Raw genomic sequence first — 24,033 nt, 5'->3', positions numbered from 1 at the left:
AGATATTTATATAGGTATCTGATAATTATCGATTGCTGATTTTTGCATTTTATTTTTTCTCTTCTTCCAATAGTTGCTCAATGGTTTTTCTAGGCTCGTTTTTATTATAGGGAAAGACATCCGGAAATATATCTTGCCATTTTTTTAATCTTTCGTCATCTCTCCATTCAAAGTCAGGTAAATATCTGTTTTGCTCGGGAAGCCTACTTTCAGGGTATAATTTTGATTCTGCACTGAGCTGACAAGAAACAATATCCATTTTGCGTTCAACAAACTCACCTTGTAAAATTCCACATACAGATATGCTGATTCCCGTACGTTGTTTACCTTTTGTTTTAGATTCTTCTTCTACATAAGTGATGGATTCGGCATTACCTTTTAAATCTACTAAATGAAGTTCTTCGTTTTGAAAATAGGCATGAAGCATTCTTCCTTTTGCTTGATTGAATTCCAATTTAGGACTTAAAGAATCTACTTTACTAATTACAAAAGCATGGGATCTGCCATAAATGGAATCTATGGCTTGACTGGAACTATTTAAATACGCAGAAAGAGTATCTGCGGTTAATTGTCTTCCTCCTGTTGACCAAAATATGGGTTTTTTATAAAAATCAATTCTACCAATGGTTTCTTGATACACCAGAGAATCGCTTTTTCCGGAAACATTCGATTTGAAAAGCCTTCCGTTATGATACCCACGAATGGTGGATTTTTTATCTTTTCCTTGAATGGCAATCAAGGTATCGGAATGAATGTATAAAGAATCTTTAGTAAATGCTTTTACCATATAAGGCCTTCCTGTAATCATTGCAGAATCCTTAAATTGGTATACTTCAGCATATTCACCGATTAAAAATCTTTTTTCTTTAGGTTCTTCCAATTTAACGTTTTTAATTCCTCTACCAAAACCTTTTATTTCATCAAAAAATAAATCATTGCCGGATAATATTTTCCCTTGGTAATAAACCTTTCCGTCATTTTTTAAATCGGATTGTTTGGTTTTGGTATTGTAAGAACCTGTACTTCCCGTTACGTAAACCGTAGGATCTTTTTTATTGGTTATGCGGGTAAATTTAGTAAATGTTGCAATTTCATTTTTAGCATCATATTTAATATCAGATCCTTCTAATATATATTCAGGAGATTCTAACGTGGAATTATCCCCTAATTCAATTCGATTATCTTTAACAAAATATTTTCCAACTTTCGTATGAGTTATATTTTCGCCTTTATAAACTGTTCCCCAATTGTCAAAATAGGCAACATCCCGATTGGCATCATAGATCATTTCCTCAGTTTCAACCGTTTGATCGGGGGTAACTAATTTTACGTTATGATAGGCGATGGCATTTCTAGTTATTCCGTTATAGGTCAATTTTTTACAATTCAAGGTAGATTGTTTATCCCTAAAAAAAACATTTCCTCTTGCTTCAATAAAATTTTTATCGCTAAAATAAATGATTGAATCTGCTTCTAAATGAGAAGTTTCGTGTTCTGCTATGACATGTCCTGAATAAACAATATTTCCGTTAAATACATGCTCATTCACCTCTTCCATGTCGGCATTGATAAGATTTATGGGTTTGGGATTATCTTTTTTTGAAGAAGCCGGAGGGGTAACTTGAGAAAATAAAAATACACCTGTGAATATAAAGAAAATAAAAAATATAATTTTTAAATTCATTTACTTGCTTTTCTTTTTTGCATAAAAATATAAAGAATGACTTTCGATTTCAATATTAAATATTTTTTCTAAAGAATCTTTAATTGTTTGAAGTCTAGGATCACAAAATTCAATAACTTCTCCCGAATCGATCATTAAGATATGATCATGTTGCTTAGCAAAATACGATTTTTCATATAAAGCTTGAAGTCCTTCTCCAAATTGATGTTTTCGGACTAACTTGGCATCTAAAAGAATTTCAATGGTATTATAAATAGTGGCTCTACTCACTCTATAATTTTTTTCTTTCATTCTCATATACAGCCAATCGATATTGAAATGTTCATCTGTTGAATAGATCTCCTCAACGATAGCAAATCTTTCAGGAGTTTTTCTATGACCTCGATCTTCTAAATATTTTATAAAAACATCTTTAACAATTTCAAAATTTTTATTTGCAGTATCTGTACTCATGTTATAGAATAGGTAATATGCAAAGTTAGCAAATTAATTACCTTAATCATACTTTCTTATAACATAATTTAGAATGATTTTCTAAACAAAATAAATATTTTTTTTATGGAATAATTTATTTATTCAAAAAAAAATATAAATAAATCCTTTTGTTTATCTAAAATATTTAAAAAAAAATAAATTTTAGTACAGTTTTTGTTTAATAAAGAATAATATTAAATACTTAAATTTTTATAACTGTTTTATAAATATGCAACTAGTTCTAACAAATAATATAAAAAAGAAATTATTTATTTTTTTTAATGCTATTAATTTACTTTTGTTTAGTTGTCAGACCAATCAATCACAAGAAAAGAAAACGGATATAATGAGAAAAAAATTAGAGAAAATTACATTAGGAGGAGGATGTTTTTGGTGTTTAAGTCCTTGTTTTGAAATGTTAAACGGTATTACTAAGGTTACGGCAGGATATTCCGGAGGAAAAAAAGAAAATGCTAATTATAAAGATGTTTGTACTGGCACTACGGGACATGCGGAAGTAATTGAAATTGAATATGATCCTGAAGAAATTTCTTTTTCAGAAATATTAGATGTTTTTTGGTTTTTACATGATCCGACTCAATTAAACAGACAAGGAAATGATATTGGCACTCAATATAGATCTGTTATCTTTTATAGAAACGAAGAACAAAAAATTCTTGCTCAAGAATCTTTAAAAAAATCAGAATCTTCTGACTTATGGAAAGGTAAATATGTGACAGAGATAGTACCTTTTAAAGAATTTTATCCGGCTGAAGATTATCACCAAAGATATTATGAACAAAATCCAAATCAACCTTATTGCAGCTATACCATTGTACCTAAAATCCAAAAATTTAAAGCGCGATTTAATTATAAACTGAAAGCAGAATATCAAAAAAGAAATGTGGATAAAAATCAAGCGTAAGAAATTCACAATATAAAAAATTGTAGTAAGAATTAATTTAAATTATTTTAATTGTAGAAAAAAAATATTTATAATTTTAATAAAAATAAATCCAAAATATCTATATCAATTTAATTTATTTTTATAAATAATTAGTCTTTTTATAAAAAATTACCTGTTATTTTATTATGTATTATTTTGATTATATACTTTTTTTAAAAAATTAAATTATTTTTTTAGAAAAAAAATTATATATTTGCTTGGCAAAAAACAATATGTCGCTTAGTTCTAAAATTGTAGAAGAAGCTATCACATTTGATGATGTTTTGCTTATTCCTTCTTATTCAGAGATTCTACCTTCTCAAGTAAATTTAAAAACCCAGTTAACTAAAAGAATTCAATTAAACATTCCAATAGTTTCAGCAGCTATGGATACTGTAACTGAATCAGGTTTAGCCATTGCTCTTGCCAGAGAAGGAGGTCTCGGATTTATTCACAAAAATATGCCGATAGATCAACAGGCTGTTGAAGTAAACAAAGTTAAGAGGTCAGAAAACGGCATGATCTCCAATCCCATTACCTTAAGTCGAAACCATACCTTACAGGATGCGCTCATGTTAATGAGAGAATATAAAATATCCGGCTTGCCTGTAATAGAAGAAGATGATACCTTAGTCGGAATAATTACCAATAGAGATATTAAATATCAATCGGATTTAAATCAGAAAGTAGAAGATGTCATGTCCAAAGAACATATTATTACTTCTTCAAAAAATACTTCTTTGGAACAAGCCAAGCAAATATTATTAAATAATAGGATTGAAAAGCTCCCTATTATAGATGACCACAACAAATTAATAGGGTTGATTACCATAAAAGATATTGATAATTTGTTGGAATATCCCAATTCATGTAAAGATTCTGAAGGAAGACTTAGAGTGGGAGCAGGGGTAGGAGTAGGAGATGATACCTTAGAAAGAGTCGAAGCATTAGTTAAAGCCGGAGTGGACATAATTGCGGTAGATTCCGCTCATGGACATTCAATCAATGTATTAAATAAAATCAGAGAAATCAGAGCTTCTTTTCCTGATTTAGATATTGTTGGTGGAAATATAGTTACCGCACAAGCGGCAAAAGATTTAATAGATGCCGGAGCCAATTCATTAAAAGTGGGTGTAGGTCCCGGATCTATATGTACCACTAGAGTAGTAGCGGGAGTGGGAGTGCCTCAATTATCTGCTATATATAATGTCTATGAATATGCAAATCAGCATCATATACCGGTGATTGCAGATGGAGGAATTAAACTTTCGGGAGATATAGTTAAGGCTATATCCAGCGGTGCATCCTGTGTCATGCTGGGATCTTTATTTGCCGGAACAGATGAAGCGCCCGGAGATGAAATTATTTTTCAAGGAAGAAAGTTCAAAAGTTATCAAGGTATGGGTTCAATTTCTGCCATGAAAAGAGGAAGCAAAGATCGTTACTTCCAGTCGGGAACAAAAAAATTAGTACCGGAAGGAATTGAAGGAAGAGTTCCTTATAAAGGAAAATTATCCGATGTGGTTTATCAATTATGTGGAGGAATTCGTGCAGGTATGGGCTATTGCGGTACAGAAGATATAGTAAAATTGCAAAAAGAAAGTAAAATGGTTAAAATTTCTTCAGCAGGACTAAAAGAAAGTCATCCTCACGATGTTATAATTACTCAAGAAGCACCAAATTATTCTAATTAAAAAAAATATAATATTTTGTTAAAATTTTGGCATAGGTTTTGTCGTTTACTATGGTGTATAAAAATAATATAATAATTATGAAAAAAGTACTTTTATTGTTTACTATTTTTTTAGGTAGTATAGCAATATCAAATGCACAGATTGTAACTACACCACAAACTTCGGCTAACGTAGGTTCTACACCAATTCAAAAAGGAAGCTGGTTGACCGGAGCAGGTATTACAAATCTCGGCTATGATTTCGAAAACAAAGGATTTTCATTTAATTTAACTCCTAGAGTTGGGTATTTTCTTTCTCATGGAATAGCCGTTGGTGCAGCTATAGATTTCGGGGCAGTATTTCAAGATGATGAAAAACCTATTTGGAACTATGGGGTTATGCCTTTTGTAAGGTATTACTTCCCTGAAGGTGCTAAAGAAACCGGAAGATTTTTTGCTGAAGGTGATGTTGGATTCAAAGGAGCAGCAGTTAACGGAAGCTCAGACAGTGGATTTGCCTTTGGTGTAAATGTGGGTTACGCTCATTTTATTACCCGTTCTGTAGCGTTAGAAGGTACCATCGGATATAACTATGCAGCTGCAATTCAAAATATTAACAACGGAAACAAACAAAGTGGTTTAGGTTTTGGTTTAGGATTTCAAATTTATATTCCACAATCCAAATAATTTAGCTGCTGTTAAAAAAAAATTAAAACTCCTAGAAAATAGGAGTTTTTTTTATGAAATAAAGTCAGTTACCACCGGTTTAATGAATTAAATAATACTTGTTTATTTTATACTATCAATAATTACAAAAGAAATAAACTAACAATACATTATCGTTTTATTGAAAGTAAATGGAATATTAACATTATTATAGCGAAAAAACTACCTACACTAATGACACCGGTCCAATTATAAATTTCAAAAGCATAGGCGGAAATAAAGGTTCCCAGTGATCCACCGATAAAATAACTGGTCATATAAATAGTATTAACACGATTACCTGCTTCCGGGTGATTTGAAAAAATAATAGATTGATTAGTAATTTGGGTAGATTGCACCCCAATATCAATTAATATAATTCCAATAGTTAAACCCAAATAAGAATAACCTCCATAGTAGAATATAATCCATGAAAGTAAAATCAATAATGCAGTAAAAACAAGTATTGTATTTTTATTGAATTTAGATATAACTTTTCCCATGAGGGCAGCAGCCAGAGCTCCAAATGCACCTACTAAGCCAAATTTTCCGGCTATATTACTTGCTGTTCCGTCGCTTAAATGAAAATTTTCTTCAAGATGGAAAACCAAAGGAGTCCAAAAAGCACTTAAAGAAGCAAAACTAAGTCCTCCTCGTAAAGCGGCAGAGCGTAATGATGAATCTGTTTTAAAAAGCTCAACGAGTGAAAGCATTAACTTTTTATAATTTCCTTTAAAATTCGGGTAGATTTCCGGTAAATTAAAATATATCAAAAGATACACAACACCCATTAATATAGCTGCGATATAAAACATTTCCCTCCATCCTAAAATATCGCCGATATATCCACTTAAAACTCTCGATCCCAATATACCAATAAGTAATCCGCTCATCACAAATCCAACGGCTTTAGGTTTATCTTCCGGAGCTGCCAAAGTTGCAGCCATGGGTATAAACAATTGTGGAATAACTGAGGTAAAACCTATTATAAAACTTATAGGAAATAATAATTCTATGGAAGGACTGACAGCCATAGCTAATAAACTACTAATAATGAATATAAAATCAATAAGAATAATTTTTTTTCTACGAAACATGTCACCTAAAGGAATCAGAAAAAATAGTCCAAAGGCATAGCCGATCTGCGTAAACATTGTTATACCGCTTATTTTTGATTCACTGACATTAAAATCATTGGCCATTAAACCCAATAGTGGTTGGTTATAATAGTTATTTGCTACTACTAGTCCTGAACTAATAGCCATCAGCCAAAGTATTTTAGGAGTAAGTTTTGGTTGAGAAAGATTCATTGATAATAGTGTTTAATCCATAAAAATATTAAATTAATTTTAAGTATATGAAATTTTTTATGAATGAATTATAAATACGATAATAATTGTAACTTTAATTTTAATATTTTAATGAATTTTAAAGAAATTTAAGAAGATTTAAAAGGAAACGTTTTTAGTTAGCAGATCTTAATTATATTTAGGGGTATTCATTTATTGTCACATTATGAAACTAGCTAACAATAAAGAAATTTGAAATGTGTACGAATATAGTTATTTTTGTACATTCAATACTAAATTATGGGCAAGGATAAACTTCGTAAATTTGCTGAAAACAAGACTTTTAATAATGTAATACAGCCTACGAGAGATGAAATACTTTCTAATTTTCATTATAAAGGTAAATGGAAAGAAGAATTTTTTAAAAATGATAATCCCATAATCATTGAATTGGGTTGTGGAAAGGGCGAATATTCCGTTGGTTTAGCGCAACATTTTCCTGATAAAAACTTTTTAGGAATAGATATTAAAGGAGCACGTTTTTGGAGAGGAGCAAAAACAGCCATAGAACAACAAATAAAAAATGTTGGTTTTTTGCGCACTCAAATTGAATTAATTGAACATGTATTTTCTCCCGGAGAAGTAGATGAAATTTGGATAACATTTCCGGATCCACAAATTAAATATAAAAGGACAAAGCACCGATTAATAAATTCTATTTTTCTTGAAAAATATAAAAGAATTATGAAAGAAGGAGGTAGTATCCATTTAAAAACGGATAGTGAATTTTTACATGGTTATGCCAACGGATTAATACATGGTTTGGGATATACCATGTTATCTTCTCACCATGATATTTATGGAGCGCCGGAATATGAATTACCTTCTTACGTAAGAGAAATAAAAACTTTTTATGAGAATATGTTTTTGAAAGAGGGTAAACCTATCACTTATCTAAATTTTAAAATATAACTATTAGCGGATTCTCTTGCTATATTAATTAAGAAATTATAAATATCTTAACTTAATACTAATTTATATATAATAAAAAAGGATTGAGTAACAATCCTTTTTTATGTTATTATAATATTATTGTATAAATAATTTAATCACAAAGTATTATACCTTTATTGTTATTAAATTCTAATAATCCGCTCTTAATAGTGAATGTTTGGTATTTGCCATCATTCGTTAATTTAGTAGCGTTGGAAGAAGAACTTACATTTTCCAGCTTAATGATTCCGGGTTCAAGAGTAGAAACAATAGAAGCATGGTTTTCCAACATTTGAAATTCACCCAATGAACCGGGAACTGTTATAGATGACACTTCACCGTCAAAAATAACCTCTTCCGGAGTAAGTATTTGTATTTTCATCAAAATTTAAAATTATTCAACAAATTATTTTTTTAATTCAGCTAATAGTCTTTCACCATGTTCAATAACTTCTTCGATAGTTCCTTTCAAGTTAAAGGCAGCTTCCGGATATTGATCTAATTCTCCGTTAAGAATCATATTAAACCCTTTAATGGTGTCTTTAATATCCACTAATGCACCGGGAGTTCCCGTAAACTGTTCTGCAACATGGAAAGGTTGTGAAAGGAATCTTTGTACTTTTCTAGCTCGATAAACCACTAATTTATCTTCTTCACTCAATTCTTCCATACCTAAGATGGCAATAATATCTTGTAAAGCTTTATATCTTTGAAGGATTTCCTTAACATTTTGAGCACATTCATAGTGATCATTTCCTAAAATTTCAGGAGAAAGAATTCGCGAAGTAGATTGTAGTGGATCTACGGCCGGATAAATACCCAATGAAGCAATTTTCCTGTCTAATACAGTAGTAGCGTCCAAATAAGCAAATGTAGTTGCAGGGGCAGGGTCAGTTAAATCGTCTGCCGGAACATAAACCGCTTGAACAGATGTAATAGAACCGTTTTTAGTTGAGGTAATTCTTTCTTGAAGTGCCCCCATTTCACTGGCTAAGGTAGGTTGATATCCTACCGCAGAAGGCATACGACCCAATAAGGCAGAAACTTCCGATCCGGCTTGAGTAAAACGGAAAATATTATCTATAAAAAACAATACGTCCCGACCTTTTCCGGCTCCTAATCCGTCTCTATAGTATTCAGCTAAGGTTAAACCGGATAGAGCTACTCTGGCACGAGCACCGGGAGGTTCATTCATTTGACCAAAAACAAAGGCAACTTTCGATGATTTTAAAGCTTCAAAATCAACTTTTGAAAGATCCCATCCGCCTTCTTCCATAGATTTCATAAATTCATCTCCATACGAGATAATTTTAGATTCCAGCATTTCCCGTAATAGGTCATTACCTTCACGAGTTCGTTCTCCAACACCGGCAAATACAGATAACCCACCGTGTCCTTTAGCAATATTGTTAATCAATTCTTGAATCAATACGGTTTTACCAACTCCCGCACCTCCGAAAAGTCCAATTTTACCTCCTTTGGAATAAGGCTCAATTAGATCGATAACTTTAATACCGGTATATAAAACTTCTGCAGAAGTAGAAATATCTTCAAAATTCGGAGAAGGCCTGTGTATAGGTAATTCATGAGTTTTGGGAACATCACCGATTCCATCAATAGCTTTTCCGATAACGTTGAATAAACGTCCGTTAATTTCTTCACCGATAGGAACCGTTATAGGTTTATTGGTTGCTATAACTTCCTGACCTCGATATAAGCCATCGGTAGCATCCATAGCGATACATCTAACTGTATCTTGACCTATATGTTGCTCAACTTCCAGTACTAAATTGGGTTCGTCGTTATCTTTAATAACTTCTAAAGCATCATATATATTGGGAAGTTGTTCTACGTCATCAAAAACAACGTCTATAACCGGACCTATTACCTGAGATATTTTACCTTTATTTTCCGTTACCATATAATTTAAAATTCAAATAATTACATTTCCTTTGTGGAATTACAAATATACTATTTTAAAGCTTATAGGCGTTGAAAAAAAACCAAAAAAATATCATATTTTTGCAGACAATTTGTTTTCATTACCGGTGAATATTCATACTAAAAATTTCAGAGTAGCTAAAGAAAATAAAATTATACTAACTTTAGGTATGTTCGATGGTGTGCATTTGGGCCATCAGTTTGTTTTAAACTATTTGCATGATATTGCAAATAAAGAGGGAGCTGAAACAGCAGTTATGACATTCAATCCACACCCCCGATTCGTTTTGCAACCCACGACTGAACTTAAGCTTTTAACTACTTTAAATGAAAAAATACAACTTTTGGAAAAATTTAATGTGCAGCATTTATTTGTACAAGAATTTACGAAAGAGTTTAGCCGGTTAAGTGCTTTAGAATTTGTTAGAGATCTATTAGTATCCCAATTACACATACATTCATTAGTTATTGGTTATGATCATCAATTTGGAAATAATCGGGATGGAAATTACGAACGTTTGCAAACATATTCCGAACAATTTGGATTTACTCTTTACAAACTTCCTTCGGTAAGTGGATATACTTCTGTTATTAGTTCCACTAAAATTAGAAATAAAATTAGCGAAGGTAAAATAGGTAAAGCAAACGAGTATTTAGGATATAATTTTTTCATGCAGGGCAAAGTGGTTACCGGTGATAAGATAGGAAGAACCATCGGTTTTCCTACTGCAAATATTGAAATTGATCCACACAAGATATGCCCAAAAAATGGGGTATATTACGTCAAAGTTAAGATTAAAGATGATTTTTTTTACGGGATGATGAACATAGGAATGCGTCCTACCATACAAGGTTTACAAAAACAAATTGAAGTTCATATACTTGAATTTGATAGGGATTTATATGGAAAAGAAATTGAAATTTATTTCTATGATAGAGCACGTGATGAGATCAAATTTTCTTCATTAGATGAACTTAAGGCTAGATTGACTTTGGATAAAAAAAATACACAAAACTATTTTAAAGATTTATATAATTAATTTTTTAAAATAAGTGTATCCTCCCAAATTTTATAAGATAATCATTTCGATAATTTCGATAAAGGTTTAATGTCGATTAAAGTCAGGGTTACTAAGAGGGGAACATTCGATCCAATTTTATTTTCATCACCATATAAACCATAGGCAGAGAAGGAGGGGAGGACTATTTCAGCTATATCTCCTTTTTCCATCATGTACAATGCTGACTCAATTCCTCTTATCTCTTTAAATTTTCCTAAAACTCCCTGCTTTTCACCAAACTCATCAAAAGAATAAATTACATCTCCTGAAAGTGTTTTTATTTCAGCAGAATATTTAATCCAACTATTATTTTTAGGTTGTGGAGATTTTTTATGTGAAATATATCGAATCCATATACCCGAAGAAGTAGGCATAAATTTTAAATGTAAAGAATCCTCTCGTTTACTAATCCAGTTTTGCAAGAAATCCCTTTCCTTATCTTCTCTAGCTTTAGAGTTTTCTAATAATTTTTTGCCATATGCAGATTTTGAATTAGTAACCGGAAGGAAAATTTCTTTTTTCTGACACGAGAATAAAATGCCTATACAAAATGAGTATATAATTGCAATGTTAAGAAATTTCATGGATTTCGTTTTCAATTATATTTTTAAATCTTGAAATAGAATCTTTTAAAGAAAGATCACTTCTGCCACCGGCAGCATTAATATGTCCACCGCCATTAAAATAGCTTCGAGAAAACGCGTTAACGTCAAAATTACCTTTGGAACGGAAAGAAATCTTAACAAAATCATTTTGCAGATCTTCCATAAAAAATGCAACAAATTTAATTCCTATAATTGAAAGTCCGTAATTAACAAATCCTTCCGTATCTCCTTTTTGATAACCCAATTCTAACAATTGATTTCTGGTTACATACAATATTGCAGTATTTTTATTAGGAATAAGTTCAATGGATTCTAAAACACAGCCTAAAAGTTTTAGTCGTTCCGGTGTATTACAATCAAAAATATTGGAAGCTATAAGATCCGGTTTAGCTCCTTTTTCCAAAAATACGGATATAATTTTATGAGTTTCAGCGGTGGTATTTCTAAACCGAAAACTTCCGGTATCAGTTAAAATTCCGGTATATAGACAAGTTGCTATTTTTTCATCGATTTTCGATACTTCACCTAAGGCATCAATAAATTTATAAATCATTTGGCAAGTAGCCGGTTGAGAAGTATCTGAATATATATAATCAAAATTATCCGGGTTTTGATGATGATCAATCAAGACTTTAATGGCTCTTGATTCATTTAATTTTGTTTCCAATTGATTAATCCTTGAAGAAGTATTGAAATCAAGACAGAAAATTAAATCTGCATTTTTAAAAGCTATTTCAACGAATTTTACCCGATATTCACCAATGATAATATTTTTGGCTTCCGGCAACCATTTTAAAAATTTAGGAAATTCATTTGGTACAATTATCGTGGATTGAACTCCAAGGGTACGTAAAAAATGATATAATCCTAAAGAAGAACCAATGGCATCGCCATCCGGATTCTGATGAGCCAAAATGAGTATATTTTTTTTTGTTTTTATTAATTGTTTTAATTCATTGAGTTTTTCAGGTGTAAACATCGTACTGTATAATTTTGGTAAATGTAAAAAAAATCACTCTTTTATACAGAGTGATTCTTACTATAGGTTAGATATTTCAGTTGAAATTTTAATAATTGTCGTAAGCATTGGTTGCATCACCACCAAAATCCCACGTCAATCCAAATCGTAACGTATTGTCTAAAGCATTATTAACACTTGAAGTTGTAATCAGATAAGAAAAATCAATACCGAACGATTGATATTTAAGACCCGCTCCTAGTGTTACATATTGTCTACCTCCTTTGTCAGGATTCTCGTAGAAATAACCGGTACGAAAAGCAAATGCGTTATTGAAAGTATATTCACCTGCAATACTGTACGTAATTTCTTTGCCCACATCTTTATTACTAAATGAGTTAAACATTCCGGAAATAAAGCTTTTATCTGGAACTTGATATGTTATGCTACCATCGGGATTTTTAACTTCTTCGGGTGCAGGAACAAGTAATTTTGTAGCTTCAAAAGTCAATCCCAATTTATTATCGTCATCGAAATATAGGTCATAACCCACACCTAATCTTAAATTAGTAGGCAAATAGCTGGAATTTTCTTTGCTGTCTGAGTAGTCTAATTTAGGTCCCATATTAAATAATCCCCAACCAGCTCTCCATCTTCCTTCATAATTGCCGAAAGAACTGCTTTTTTCAGATTGGAAATATCCGGTTACATCAACTGCAAATGTATTGGCTGCCTTTGTTTGGGCAGATGAATTATCAACATTGTTAAATAAATCGGAACGAACATACCTTGCGGTAACCGCCATGGAATATACATCCGCTAATTTAAGTCCATAAGACACATCTAATGCAAATTCATTAGGTTTAGAAATACCTTTTTCAACAATGTTATTTCCCAATAATTCGTTAAGTTGGATTTCACCCATGTTGAAATAATAAATACTTGCGGCTAATGTGCTTCTTTCTTCTTCACCGAGGAATGTATAAAAAGTTCCGTTTAATAAAAATACATCGCTAGTTAGTTTATTCATATAGGGAGTATATGAAAGACCTACTCCGGAATAACTAGTTCCAAAAACATATTTTGAAGGATTCCAAAATTGGGAGAACCCATCGGGTGAAGTTGCCACCCCTTGATCACCTAAACCGCCAGAACGAGCATCAGGTGATATTCTTAAAAAGGGTGCTCCGGTGACTATGGCGTAATTTCTATTCTGAGCCTTAAAGGCGCTAAATAATAACAACGTCAGAATTAAAATTCTTTTTTTCATGAACTATTTGAGTTAAAATGATATAAATTTTTTTTATTATAGCGTTTTTCTAATGCAAAAATAAATTTTATTTTAATATTACCAATTTTTCCACTTGAGAAACTGAACCCTTACAAAATTCAGATGTTCCTTTTATTTTTACACGATAAATATACACACCTTTTCCGATTTTATCTCCAAAATCATCCAATCCGTCCCATTCAATTCCGAATTTGTCGGTTCTGTATCCTTCATTAAAAGGTTGAGAAGTAACGGTTTTGTTAATGGTTTTAACTAATTTTCCGGATACGGTAAAAATTTGGACTTGAACATCAAGAATATCGGGACAATTATGTTCAAAATGAAAAAATGTTTTAGTTGTAAATGGATTAGGCCAGTTTAATAATTTTTTTATTATTAATCCCTGATCACCGTTATCAACAACTAAAAAATCTAAGGTAGCAGAAGATGAATTATTATTAATATCCCAAACTTTGAATTTAATTGAATGATTTCCTGTTTCAAGATTTTCTAATCGATACCAAACTTTTCCTTTTTGATAATCTTTTAAATTCGGATTTAGACAAGGAGAAGATTCTCCTCCGGTATAAAAATCATTCAGAATAATGGTACCGTTTACATTATTATTTAACACGCCCGTGATATCATGTCCAATTCCTAAACCGGTCGAATTAATACCGGTACTATCCGTTACACAGGCTAAAAGATACGGTGAGCGATCAGTTATTCCTCCATTAGCAAAATTTAGATTATTCATGTATAAACCTATTTTTGGGCCTTCCGAATCATTTATTCCATTGGGATTTATATCTCCAATTTTTAAATCATTTTTAAAATATAAGGCATCAATTTCAGAATTATCGGCATATAAAAGTAATTTGCCATCACCGATATCATAATTAATATCTTTAGGAACGTAAAATTCTATTTTAAAATTTCCATCTTTCACTTGTGAACCTCCTTTATATATAGCATTAACCTGTTCTTTATATTCAAGAGGTGGTTTAAGTGAATTATAATTAAAATTATTTAGAGTTTTTTTATCCACAGGTTTATCATATAAAACAGTTTGGATATTTCCTGAAAAAGAGGGATCAACATCTCCATTTTCATTTAGTACTTGGCCTTCAATGGTAATAAAGTCAAGGGCTTTTATAATACCCGAGAAATGATCTGCATCCAATCCGTTTATTTTAGTGACCTTAATTTTACGTTTTGGGTATACCAATGATTGCGCGGGATCTCCGAACAAATTTATTTTTCGACTTTCTCCACTTAAGATTTCTTTTTTGGAAAGTCGAAGTGCTTCACCTAGAGCTATATATTGATTACTTTCAGTTTTTTTTGTGAATATGTTTTTCATGATTATAGGATTCATATTCAACCCATAATATATTGATAGCGCCCTATTAGTTGTAATCATCGAATTTGCTCCACCATTTTTTTTGAGATATAATAAATCCCCTAAAGAATTTAAAGAAGGATTGTCCCATACGGAAACATCGCATGAGATAGTAATAAATAAAGGCAGTCGAGAAAAATCTCTGTTAAAATTAGACAAGCTGTTTACATCTTCTTTTGAAAATAGCCTATATTGAGAAAGAGATAATGTCCCGCCATGTCCAAAATAATTTATTACTAAATTACCATTGTTAAAAGCGGCTTTTATAGCTTCATTTACCTGTGGAAATCTGGCTCCACCTGTAGTGTAATCTGCATTATAAGAATCTATATATAATTTTTTAAGTGTATATTCTTTTAAAGATTTATCAAAAATATTTTGAGCAATAGTTTCTTCAATTTTTTTATGGAAATTGTTATCACTGTCAATGTCTACAATAACAGTGGCGTTTAATCTCCAATTTCCAAAAGGAGTACCTTGAGGAGCTTGTCCATTATCGTATTTTACACTTTTATCTACACACGCTGTTGCTTCGGATAGATTTTTTGCAATCATTCTTCCCACTGCTATATCTAATTGAGTAGCTGAAAGATTGGCATCTTCTCCTATTAAATTAGCTTCATCATCATCCAATATCGTTATAAAATCATCTGTTGCATAAGAGTAATTAAGACCGGTGCTATTATAACTTTGATAGGTAGGAATTAAGTTATGTCCGGTTCCGGTTTTATTTTTATAATCATACGAGGCAGAGCCCAGTAGAAGCACATATTTTAATTTTCCATTGTCTTTCTTATATAAATAACGTAAAAAATCCCTTATTGCGGTTAAATCTTGTCCCCCGGAGCTAAATTCATTATAAATTTGATTTACTGTAACTACTTCTACTTTTAATCGATTTTTAGATTGATGTAAATTTTTAATGCGATTTGCCTGAGAAACAAATTCAAGAACAGTTATGACAATATAATCTACATCGGAGATGGAATGTAAAGCCTGATTTGAAATTTTACCAACAACTTCCGGAATGTAGGCAGCTGAGTGCTTAAAGGCAATCATTTCGTTTTTAAAATTAGTTGATAATAGTTGATAGGAATACGTAAAAGCATTTGCTGATCGTTCCAGTTTTTTTGCGTTGACTACATCTGAAACATCCCAAACTTCGAAATCTTCAGAAGGAACAAAAGTAAATCCATATATTTTTCCATCTTCAATGGGATCAAATGTTCTGAAATTCATTTGACTACCATTAAATTTAAGCTTTTGCTTATATAAGACTTCAAAATAATCGGGATAAAATTCAGCCGAGGGATTGGCCGAATTATCAAATCCTAATGTAAATTTTAATTGATTATTAGTTGGAGTAATAGTTTGTGTTTGGCTTCCAATTGCAAAATCAATTTCATTAGGGGATGGCCTTAAAATCGATGAATATACCGGATTATCATTATACGACACATTTATTTTTCCATTAATACCGTTTCTTGATACCCAAGCATATTTCCAAGTTATGCTTGAACCCGGAACTAAGTCATGAACCGGAAATAGGATTTCTTTATAATTTTTCAAACCCAAATTTTCGTCCACCCATATTTTACCTAATTGATTTAAATTTAGTCTATCTTCTTCAAAGAATTGATGATCATCGTACTCTACATATACATTAGCGTTTGGTGTTTTGTAAGGATTGGATTGAATTCTTTTTCCCGAAGTTTGATTGACGTTAATAAAATAATATGCATAATCTTCATATATATTTTTTTTATGCCTAACCTTTGAATTTCTTATCCAATAGTCCGGTCCTTGCCCATAAAATAATATATAATCATCTGAATCAAAAATTCCATCATTTTCTCCTCGGACAAAAATGGCATTTTCTTTTAGGTTATCGTATCTGAACGATGAGGTTGGTTCCGGAAGCATTTTTCCTCCATTACCAAATATTCGTATAGTTTTGGGATCTAAAGAATTACAATTTATTCCTAAAGATTGTAATAAATTACGATCAATTTTATAAATTCCTGTTTTAGCTATTTTAATTTTATACCATGATCCGTTTTTTAGAACACTCTCAATATTCAAAAAGGAATCTGTAGATGAAAAATTTTTACTATACAAATTTTTTTTCTCAATGGTAAAACGTACCAGTTTAAAAATGGTATTGCCTGTTTTCTTTAATGTTTTAATGGTTACGGATATAAATTTTTGATCTCGTGACTTAGTAATTGACGCGCTAAAAATATCATTATCAGGAATGAAGTCCAAAGGCGTATCGCCAAGTTGCGATTTTTCAATAGGTTGCCATTGTAAATTGGTTAGATATACATCTCCATTAAAATCAGTTTTCTCGGCATAATATAAAGTAGGTATTCCTTCATCAATGGAATAGTTATCATTGGTAAAGAAAGGATATTTTTTTACTTGCTCAGTTGAATAATAAAAATTCTTTATACCGTCCCAATTAATCGTAATAGTTTGTGCCACAGGGATAAATGTGAACACTTGAATGAAAAACGCTATAAAAATGTATAAAAATCTTTTCATTTACCTCTAAATAACGAATAAGTAGAAATAATATTTTACTAAATATACAATATCTACAAATAAGTTAACGTTATTTGAGGTTATGTAATATAAAGTAGAAAAAATTTTTCTTTCAGTAATATTATATTATTTTTGCATGATCTTAATTATGAAAATAAATACAATGAGAATCGGGAAATTCATATTATTAATATCCGTTGTTTCTTCAATTTCCTTAGCATTAGTTAGTTGCGGTGGTGGGAGAACTAAACCTGGCGGTGGAACTAAAAATACAAAAAGTTTGACCGGATGGAAGGCCAATGATAGAAACGGCTGGTTTTATAGTAAAAAGAAAAAGACTGAAAAAGGTTGGGTTGGAATGGTCTTCGTGGAAGGAGGAGCTTTTACTATGGGATTAGTTAAAGACGATGTAATGCATGATTGGAACAATACCCCTAACCGAATGCAAGTAAGATCTTTTTTTATCGGTGAAACTGAAGTAACAAATTATGAATATCGTGAATATGTAACTTGGTTAAAGTATGTATATTCACCAACGGATGAGAATTATAAAGATATTTATTATGGAGCCCTTCCTGATACTCTTGTTTGGAAAAATAAATTGTCCAGAAACGATGTTTATTCAGAAGATTATTTCAGAGCCCCTCAATTTGATAACTACCCGGTAGTTGGAGTAAGTTGGTTACAAGCACAAAGATATTGTGATTGGTTGACCGATAGAGCCAATGAAAGAGAATTAATGAATAAAGGTATTATCCCAAAAGATTTTTATAGTAATCCGGCCAATAATGTGGGTTCAAATTCATTTAATGTTGAAAAATATAAATACAATGATCCTGAATTGGAAGGTATTGTTAATCAAGATAAAATCGCTAAACAAAGCGGTATAACCAGCAAAAATGAAAGAATTATAGCAGTTAATAAAAGTGCTCAAGGAAATTTAGTACAAAAATTCAGATTACCTACAGAAGCTGAATGGGAATATGCTGCACTGGCTGAAGCAGATAACAGACAGTATAACATCATTGAAGGTAAAGACGTAATGATCAATAGAATGCGTGCTAAAAAAGGAAGAAATAGAGGTCAATTCCTGGATAATTTTAAATCCGGTGGACAAGGAGATTATTCCGGTAGTGGAGGTTGGGCTAATGATGGGAATGCAATTACTTCCGATGTTAGAGCATATCCATCCAACCCTTTTGGATTGTATGGTATGTATGGAAATGTTGCTGAATGGACACAAGACGTTTATAGACCGTTAATAGATACTGATTTTAATGATTTCAACTATTATAGAGGAAACGTTTATCAACAATTTATTAGTGAAGAAGGAAATCCCGGAAGATTTAAAAAAGTTGATGACGGTTCAATTCAATACGATACTTTGGCAGACGGAAGAAAATTGTATAGAAATTTATCAGGAAAATTTGAAACAGAGATTGTAGATGATGCAAGAAATTTTAGAGATGGAGACTTACAATCATCTTTAGAATCGGGAGATGGTCGTGTTGATTCAACCGGTACTTTTAATTACTACAATTCACCTATTAGAAACTGGACAGTAGATAAAAACGGAAGAGTTGTGTTAGATAAAGATTCCAAACAAAGAACTTCTCAAATCAGTAATGATTTAAGGGTAATTAAAGGAGGATCTTGGAATGATACCGCTTATTGGTTAGATCCGGGACAAAGAAGGTATATGCTTGAAAATGAGTCTGCCGTATGGGTTGGATTTAGGGTAGCTCAAGATCATAAAGGTAAAGAATCTTCTTCTAAAAGAACCAAAAGAGGAGCCAGCAATAGAGTTCCCAGAAAATGATGTAAAATAAATTAAATAATATAAACAACACAAATAAGGCTATCCTCAAGATAGCCTTATTTATTAATTCAATCTGTATGAAGATCGGGGATAAAGTTAAACTACTGGATGAAGAAGGAATTTTTACTATAAAAAATTTTATAGGAAATAAAGCAGTTTTACTAGATTCTTATGGATTTGAAGTTACACATTTACTAAATAACTTAATTGCCTATGATAAATATGCAAACATGTATACTGAAGTTACCGATTTTAATGCTAAAAAAGAAGATGTAACTTCTAAAAAGACAAACAATGTAGCAAAAGAAATTATACAAGAAAGAATTATTGATTTGCATATAGGAAATATTGTTGATTCATTTAAAAACATGATGCCTCATCAAATGCTTGAAAAGCAAATTAATAAAGCTATGGAGGAAATAAAATCAGCCAAGAAAGATAAGGTTAAGAAGTTAATATTAATACATGGCAAGGGAAAAGGAGTATTAAAAAAAGAAATTTATAAAATATTAAATAGTATGAATGATATTGAATATTTTGAAGCAGATATAATTAAATATCGTTTTGGAGCCGTTGAAATAAGATTTAAATAGTAATCATCTGCTATGACTTCTTGCTGTTAACTATGAAAATTCTAAGAATCTTATCGAATATAATTTTAGTAATTTTACCTGTTTTGTGCTTTTCACAAAGTGACAAAATACTTATATCAGCAACCTTAGACAGCCTAACTAAAAATATATCCGTAAAACAAAAGATCGTTTTTTATAATAATACGGGTATAACTTTAGATAAAATATATTTACACGCAGCCGCTAATTCCTATTCTAATACTAATACGGTATTAGGAAAACGAAAATTAGAGGATAGAAATAAAACTTTATATTTTTCTAAATATATGGATAGAGGTCGAATCAATGATTTGACCATCTTTATAAATAAACGACAACCCGTTTTTTTACTTAGAGATTTTGAATTTTACGAAGTAAATCTTTTTTCTCCTTTATTACCCAATGATAGTATATCTTTGGATTTAAATTATAATATAAAAATACCTTCCAATAAAATTACCGGATATGGATTTTCTTCGAAAGGTACTTATGTATTAAAAAACTTTTTTATACAGCCTCTAGATTTTATCAATTCAAAACCCAAATTGGAGCCATTTACCGATACTGAGTTTAATCCCTATAGAAAAACCAATTATACTATTAACTTTTACTATCCTATGGGTTTATATATGGATGGAGATCTTACAAAAGCGGGAGAAAATCAATTACAGGGAACATCCGGTGATGCTGTGACTATGATCCTTACTAAAAATAAACCAATTTCTTTTATTTATACTATAAACGGATCGCAAACCGAAGTAGTAATTGGATATTCCATTAATGAAGAATTTAAAGAAATTTATTATAAAAATATTAAACGCGAATTACTATTTTTAAATGAAAAATTAGGCAAACTACCCTCAAAATTATTAATTAGCTCTAAAATTAAAAAAGATCGCAATTTTATAGGAGTTGATGATATTAAATTATTGGGTTTAAAAGAATGGAAACTTTTTCCTGATGATGTAAAAATTGATCTTAAAATGTTTCAGCAAATAGCCTATTCAGTTATCAATCAGGTAATACAAGTGGATAAAAATAAATATCATTGGATACCTAACGGTTTGCTAACTTATTATCAATTAAATTATTTAAAGAAGTATTATCCTGACACTAAATTATTAGGTAATCTTCCTAAAGAACTTAGCATAATAAAAATTAAACCGTTACAATATTTTTTCATATCTAAAGTTCCTATAACCGATCGATATAAATTAGGTTATAGATATATAGCAACTCAAAATTATGATCAGCCGATAAGTGAAGATTTTTTAGAATTGAGCAATATCAACCAGTATATAATTAGTGGATTTAAATCGGGATTAAGTTTTAATTTTCTATCCGCCTATTTGGGAGCGGATCTTTTCGAAAATTCAGTTAAAAAGCTTATAGAAGAAGGAAAAGATCGTGAAATTACTTCATCAGACTTTCAAAGGATTTTAGAAATAAACTCTCAAAAAAATTTAGCATGGTTTTTTCAAAATTATATAGTTACCAATGATCGTATTAATTTTAAGATTAAAAAATTTTATGAGGATAAGTATGAAAAAGATACTATAAAAGTACGTATCACTAATAAAACGGCTTTACCGATTCCAATATTAATCACGGGAGAAAAAAACAAGAAGATAATCAATCAGAAATGGGTGTTTTCAACCAATAAAGATTCTTTATATTCATTTAAAAATGGAGAATATGATCGTTTACTTATAAATAAAAATTACCTGTTTCCGGAAATTAACGATAATGATAATTTATTGAATACAGAGGGTATCTATAAGAACAGAAAGAAATTGCAAATGAAATTCTATGCAGACGTTGATAATCCTAATTATACACAAATTTTTTATGAACCCAATATAAACTGGAACAATTACGATAAATTTATACTAGGATTACGTTTTTATAATAGTTCTCCATTTTCAAGACCTTTTGAATATTCATTTTCTCCAACCTATTCCACAGGAACCAAAAGTTTAACGGGTTCAGGTGCCTTAAATTACAATTACGATATGGAAGAGGGCTTATTCAGAAGAATGTCTATGGGAACAGGATATACTTATTATCATTATGATAAGAATTTGAGTTATAAAAAATATTCAGGAAATGTAAATCTTATATTTAAAAAGAGGCCCAGATCAGATATTAACAGAACCATAGGAATTTCATTTAATAGTGTTGAAAGAGAAAAAGATCCGTTTAAAATTCTTGAAAAAAATGATTATTCCCATTATAATCTGCTGGATCTGTCGTATTCGCATTCAGATAAAAGAATCATCAATGAATGGTATAGTAAAACGAACTTCCAACATTCTAATATTTTCAATAAAATAAGTACAGAAATATATTTTAGACATGAATATGCGCCGAATAAAAAAATAAGTTTACGCTATTTTGGAGGATATTTTATTAACAATCATTCCAATTCTACTTACTTTGATTTCGGAGTAGATCATATCACAGATTATAGTTTCAATTACATGGATTATTTAGGAAGATCTGCAACCGGTGGATTGTTTTATCAACAATATATAATGGCTGAAGGAGGGTTTAAATCCATGTTGGATAAATCAGCCAATAAATGGATTACTTCATTAAATGGAGAAATACATTTATGGAAGCCTTTTGACTTATATGCAGATATGGGATTGTATTCGAATAAAAAGAAATCTACGTATTTTATCTACGATTCAGGAGTTAAATTGAACATAATACCTGAATTTTTAGAATTGTATTTACCCATTCAATCAACGTTGGGATTTGAACCGGCAAAAAATAATTATTTATCCCATATTCGATTTACCTTTAATTTTAACTTAAGCGCGGTGGTTACCCATTTTCGGCGGGGATGGTATTAGTTAAATTCTTTTGTATCTCAGAAAGAAAATTGATCAAAACATCTATTTCTTCTTTTGTATTATAATGGCTGTATGAAATGCGTAACGTCGTTGTATTTTTTAATTCTTCTTCAGTATAAAGCTGCAACATGGTTTTTGACGGTTTGGAAGCACCGGAAGCACAGGCGCTTCCTTGAGAAACGGCGATACCCTTCATATCGAGTTGAAAACCAACTAAAGTATTGGGAAAAGGAAGTAAAATACTTAAAAGTGTATAGTTACTTTTAGTAAAATCTGTTCCATGCCCATTAAACAAAACCCCTTGTATATTTTTAGACAATTGATCAATCGTATATTGTTTTAAATCTTCAATTAGCCTTCTTCTTTCCTTTAATTCTTGCATAGCATAATCAAAAGATTTACCTAAGCCAACAATCCCGTAAACATTTTCGGTTCCGGCTCGTAAATTACGCTCCTGTGTTCCTCCGGTAATAATACCTTTTAAACCGCTTGATTTTCTTATAAAAGCCATTCCTATTCCTTTAGGACCATGAAATTTATGGGCGCTGCAAGAAGCAAAATCAATGGGTGTTTTAGAGAAATCTAAAGGATAATGAGCCATGGTCTGAACAGTATCTGAATGAAATAAAGCTCCATATTTTTTACATAATTGAGCAATACAATCAATATCCGTTAAATTTCCAATTTCATTATTGGAATGCATCAAAGAAACTAATGTAGGAGTATTTTCTTCTAATAAATCTTCTAAAAAAGCAATATCCAAATCTCCTTTTTTATTCTTCAAGGGAAGAAAAACAACTTCAATTTCAGGATGTTTTTCTTTTAGATCTCTGATGGTTTCCAAAACAGATTTATGTTCTAAGGGAGAAGAAATGATTCGTTTAATGGATAAGTTTTCTATACAAGAACGTAAAATTAAATTATTAGATTCAGTACCGCAGCTTGTGAAAATGATTTCATTAGGATTTACATGCAACCATTGAGCTATATTTTTTCTGACCATTTCTATTTTTGACTTACTTTCTTGCCCAAAGCTGTGTATAGCAGAAGGGTTACCAAAATCTTCTTTCATAGATTGAATCATTGCTTCAATAACTCTTTCATCTATAATGGTTGAAGCGGCACTGTCTAAATATATTTTTTTCATTGGTTAATTGCTTAATTATAATTCAAAAGTTGCTCGTATTCTATTTTAAATGCT

The 24,033-nt window shown here is 30.9% G+C and carries 18 protein-coding genes; 8 read left to right on the top strand and 10 right to left on the bottom strand.

Annotated elements, in window-relative coordinates:
• Positions 1-49: 49 nt before the first annotated feature.
• Complete coding sequence (locus GFV00_RS02845; protein ID WP_160556260.1) at positions 50-1,684, bottom strand: OstA-like protein; 1,635 nt, start codon at positions 1,682-1,684, stop codon at positions 50-52.
• Positions 1,685-2,137, bottom strand: coding sequence for a Fur family transcriptional regulator (locus GFV00_RS02840; protein ID WP_160542379.1), 453 nt, complete (start codon positions 2,135-2,137; stop codon positions 1,685-1,687). It lies immediately after the preceding gene.
• 367 nt (positions 2,138-2,504) lie between these two features.
• On the opposite strand from GFV00_RS02840, the gene msrA reads away from it, so the two are divergent.
• The 3 genes from msrA to GFV00_RS02825 all read left to right on the top strand — a co-directional run bounded on the left by msrA (position 2,505) and on the right by GFV00_RS02825 (position 5,463).
• Positions 2,505-3,083, top strand: coding sequence for a peptide-methionine (S)-S-oxide reductase MsrA (gene msrA, locus GFV00_RS02835; protein ID WP_255448737.1), 579 nt, complete (start codon positions 2,505-2,507; stop codon positions 3,081-3,083).
• Between the two features lie 254 nt (positions 3,084-3,337).
• Positions 3,338-4,798, top strand: a complete 1,461-nt coding sequence (gene guaB, locus GFV00_RS02830; protein WP_160556264.1) for an IMP dehydrogenase — start codon at positions 3,338-3,340, stop codon at positions 4,796-4,798.
• A 77-nt stretch (positions 4,799-4,875) separates the two neighbouring features.
• Positions 4,876-5,463 (top strand): hypothetical protein, encoded by a 588-nt coding sequence (locus GFV00_RS02825; RefSeq protein WP_105297090.1) that lies wholly within the window; start codon positions 4,876-4,878, stop codon positions 5,461-5,463.
• A 149-nt stretch (positions 5,464-5,612) separates the two neighbouring features.
• Here the strand turns inward: GFV00_RS02825 and GFV00_RS02820 are convergent, their stop codons facing one another.
• Positions 5,613-6,791: an MFS transporter gene (locus GFV00_RS02820; RefSeq protein ID WP_160556266.1), complete on the bottom strand. Its 1,179-nt coding sequence runs from the start codon at positions 6,789-6,791 to the stop codon at positions 5,613-5,615.
• Positions 6,792-7,070: 279 nt separating this feature from the next.
• Here GFV00_RS02820 and trmB point away from each other — a divergent pair, with 279 nt between their 5' ends.
• Entirely contained in the window at positions 7,071-7,742 is a 672-nt protein-coding gene (trmB, locus tag GFV00_RS02815) for a tRNA (guanosine(46)-N7)-methyltransferase TrmB (protein WP_160556268.1), read from the top strand.
• Between the two features lie 133 nt (positions 7,743-7,875).
• Here the strand turns inward: trmB and GFV00_RS02810 are convergent, their stop codons facing one another.
• On the bottom strand, positions 7,876-8,145 hold the full coding sequence (locus GFV00_RS02810; RefSeq protein ID WP_105297064.1) for a F0F1 ATP synthase subunit epsilon: 270 nt from the start codon (positions 8,143-8,145) through the stop codon (positions 7,876-7,878).
• Positions 8,146-8,169: 24 nt separating this feature from the next.
• On the bottom strand, positions 8,170-9,684 hold the full coding sequence (atpD, locus tag GFV00_RS02805; RefSeq protein WP_105297063.1) for a F0F1 ATP synthase subunit beta: 1,515 nt from the start codon (positions 9,682-9,684) through the stop codon (positions 8,170-8,172).
• Positions 9,685-9,715: 31 nt separating this feature from the next.
• Between atpD and GFV00_RS02800 the strand changes: the two genes are divergently transcribed.
• Positions 9,716-10,744: a bifunctional riboflavin kinase/FAD synthetase gene (locus GFV00_RS02800; RefSeq protein ID WP_255448738.1), complete on the top strand. Its 1,029-nt coding sequence runs from the start codon at positions 9,716-9,718 to the stop codon at positions 10,742-10,744.
• 41 nt (positions 10,745-10,785) lie between these two features.
• On the opposite strand, the gene GFV00_RS02795 is transcribed toward GFV00_RS02800, so the two are convergent.
• From GFV00_RS02795 to porU, 4 genes are all read right to left on the bottom strand, one after another.
• The gene (locus GFV00_RS02795; protein WP_160556270.1) at positions 10,786-11,349 is read right to left on the bottom strand and encodes an FKBP-type peptidyl-prolyl cis-trans isomerase; all 564 of its coding nucleotides are present in this window, start codon (positions 11,347-11,349) and stop codon (positions 10,786-10,788) included.
• Entirely contained in the window at positions 11,336-12,349 is a 1,014-nt protein-coding gene (locus GFV00_RS02790) for a bifunctional oligoribonuclease/PAP phosphatase NrnA (RefSeq protein ID WP_160556272.1), read from the bottom strand. Before GFV00_RS02790 ends, GFV00_RS02795 begins: the two co-directional genes overlap by 14 nt.
• Before the next feature lie 88 nt (positions 12,350-12,437).
• Complete coding sequence (gene porV / locus GFV00_RS02785; protein ID WP_160556274.1) at positions 12,438-13,598, bottom strand: type IX secretion system outer membrane channel protein PorV; 1,161 nt, start codon at positions 13,596-13,598, stop codon at positions 12,438-12,440.
• 67 nt (positions 13,599-13,665) lie between these two features.
• Positions 13,666-17,544, bottom strand: coding sequence for a type IX secretion system sortase PorU (porU, locus tag GFV00_RS02780; RefSeq protein WP_160562685.1), 3,879 nt, complete (start codon positions 17,542-17,544; stop codon positions 13,666-13,668).
• A 169-nt stretch (positions 17,545-17,713) separates the two neighbouring features.
• Between porU and gldJ the strand changes: the two genes are divergently transcribed.
• The 3 genes from gldJ (at position 17,714) to GFV00_RS02765 (ending at position 22,832) form a co-directional block, all read left to right on the top strand.
• Complete coding sequence (gene gldJ / locus GFV00_RS02775; RefSeq protein WP_373455239.1) at positions 17,714-19,363, top strand: gliding motility lipoprotein GldJ; 1,650 nt, start codon at positions 17,714-17,716, stop codon at positions 19,361-19,363.
• A gap of 77 nt (positions 19,364-19,440) precedes the next feature.
• A complete protein-coding gene (locus tag GFV00_RS02770) occupies positions 19,441-19,956 on the top strand; it encodes a Smr/MutS family protein (protein WP_160556278.1) in 516 nt (171 codons plus the stop codon).
• A gap of 32 nt (positions 19,957-19,988) precedes the next feature.
• Entirely contained in the window at positions 19,989-22,832 is a 2,844-nt protein-coding gene (locus GFV00_RS02765; RefSeq protein ID WP_160556279.1) for a M1 family metallopeptidase, read from the top strand.
• On the opposite strand, the gene GFV00_RS02760 is transcribed toward GFV00_RS02765, so the two are convergent.
• Positions 22,804-23,979, bottom strand: a complete 1,176-nt coding sequence (locus GFV00_RS02760) for a cysteine desulfurase family protein (protein WP_160556281.1) — start codon at positions 23,977-23,979, stop codon at positions 22,804-22,806. The two genes, GFV00_RS02765 and GFV00_RS02760, sit on opposite strands and share 29 nt — an antisense overlap.
• Positions 23,980-24,033 lie beyond the last annotated feature (54 nt).

The organism is Apibacter sp. B3935, from assembly GCF_009827705.1.
In the GTDB taxonomy this organism is placed as follows: Bacteria; Bacteroidota; Bacteroidia; order Flavobacteriales; family Weeksellaceae; genus Apibacter.
The sequence above is the reverse complement of the archived record's forward strand: the minus strand, read 5'-3'. Positions and strand labels throughout refer to the sequence as shown.

Bases quoted from the DNA above. Each gene is read 5' to 3' on its own strand.
- GFV00_RS02845 (WP_160556260.1), bottom strand. From the start codon at position 1,684: ATGAATTTAAAAATTATATTTTTTATTTTCTTTATATTCACAGGTGTA.
- GFV00_RS02795 (WP_160556270.1), bottom strand. From the start codon at position 11,349: ATGAAATTTCTTAACATTGCAATTATATACTCATTTTGTATAGGCATT.
- GFV00_RS02765 (WP_160556279.1), top strand. From the start codon at position 19,989: ATGAAAATTCTAAGAATCTTATCGAATATAATTTTAGTAATTTTACCT.
- porU (WP_160562685.1), bottom strand. From the start codon at position 17,544: ATGAAAAGATTTTTATACATTTTTATAGCGTTTTTCATTCAAGTGTTC.
- GFV00_RS02790 (WP_160556272.1), bottom strand. From the start codon at position 12,349: ATGTTTACACCTGAAAAACTCAATGAATTAAAACAATTAATAAAAACA.
- guaB (WP_160556264.1), top strand. From the start codon at position 3,338: ATGTCGCTTAGTTCTAAAATTGTAGAAGAAGCTATCACATTTGATGAT.
- trmB (WP_160556268.1), top strand. From the start codon at position 7,071: ATGGGCAAGGATAAACTTCGTAAATTTGCTGAAAACAAGACTTTTAAT.
- msrA (WP_255448737.1), top strand. From the start codon at position 2,505: ATGAGAAAAAAATTAGAGAAAATTACATTAGGAGGAGGATGTTTTTGG.
- GFV00_RS02760 (WP_160556281.1), bottom strand. From the start codon at position 23,979: ATGAAAAAAATATATTTAGACAGTGCCGCTTCAACCATTATAGATGAA.
- porV (WP_160556274.1), bottom strand. From the start codon at position 13,598: ATGAAAAAAAGAATTTTAATTCTGACGTTGTTATTATTTAGCGCCTTT.
- GFV00_RS02770 (WP_160556278.1), top strand. From the start codon at position 19,441: ATGAAGATCGGGGATAAAGTTAAACTACTGGATGAAGAAGGAATTTTT.
- GFV00_RS02820 (WP_160556266.1), bottom strand. From the start codon at position 6,791: ATGAATCTTTCTCAACCAAAACTTACTCCTAAAATACTTTGGCTGATG.
- atpD (WP_105297063.1), bottom strand. From the start codon at position 9,684: ATGGTAACGGAAAATAAAGGTAAAATATCTCAGGTAATAGGTCCGGTT.
- GFV00_RS02810 (WP_105297064.1), bottom strand. From the start codon at position 8,145: ATGAAAATACAAATACTTACTCCGGAAGAGGTTATTTTTGACGGTGAA.
- GFV00_RS02825 (WP_105297090.1), top strand. From the start codon at position 4,876: ATGAAAAAAGTACTTTTATTGTTTACTATTTTTTTAGGTAGTATAGCA.
- GFV00_RS02840 (WP_160542379.1), bottom strand. From the start codon at position 2,137: ATGAGTACAGATACTGCAAATAAAAATTTTGAAATTGTTAAAGATGTT.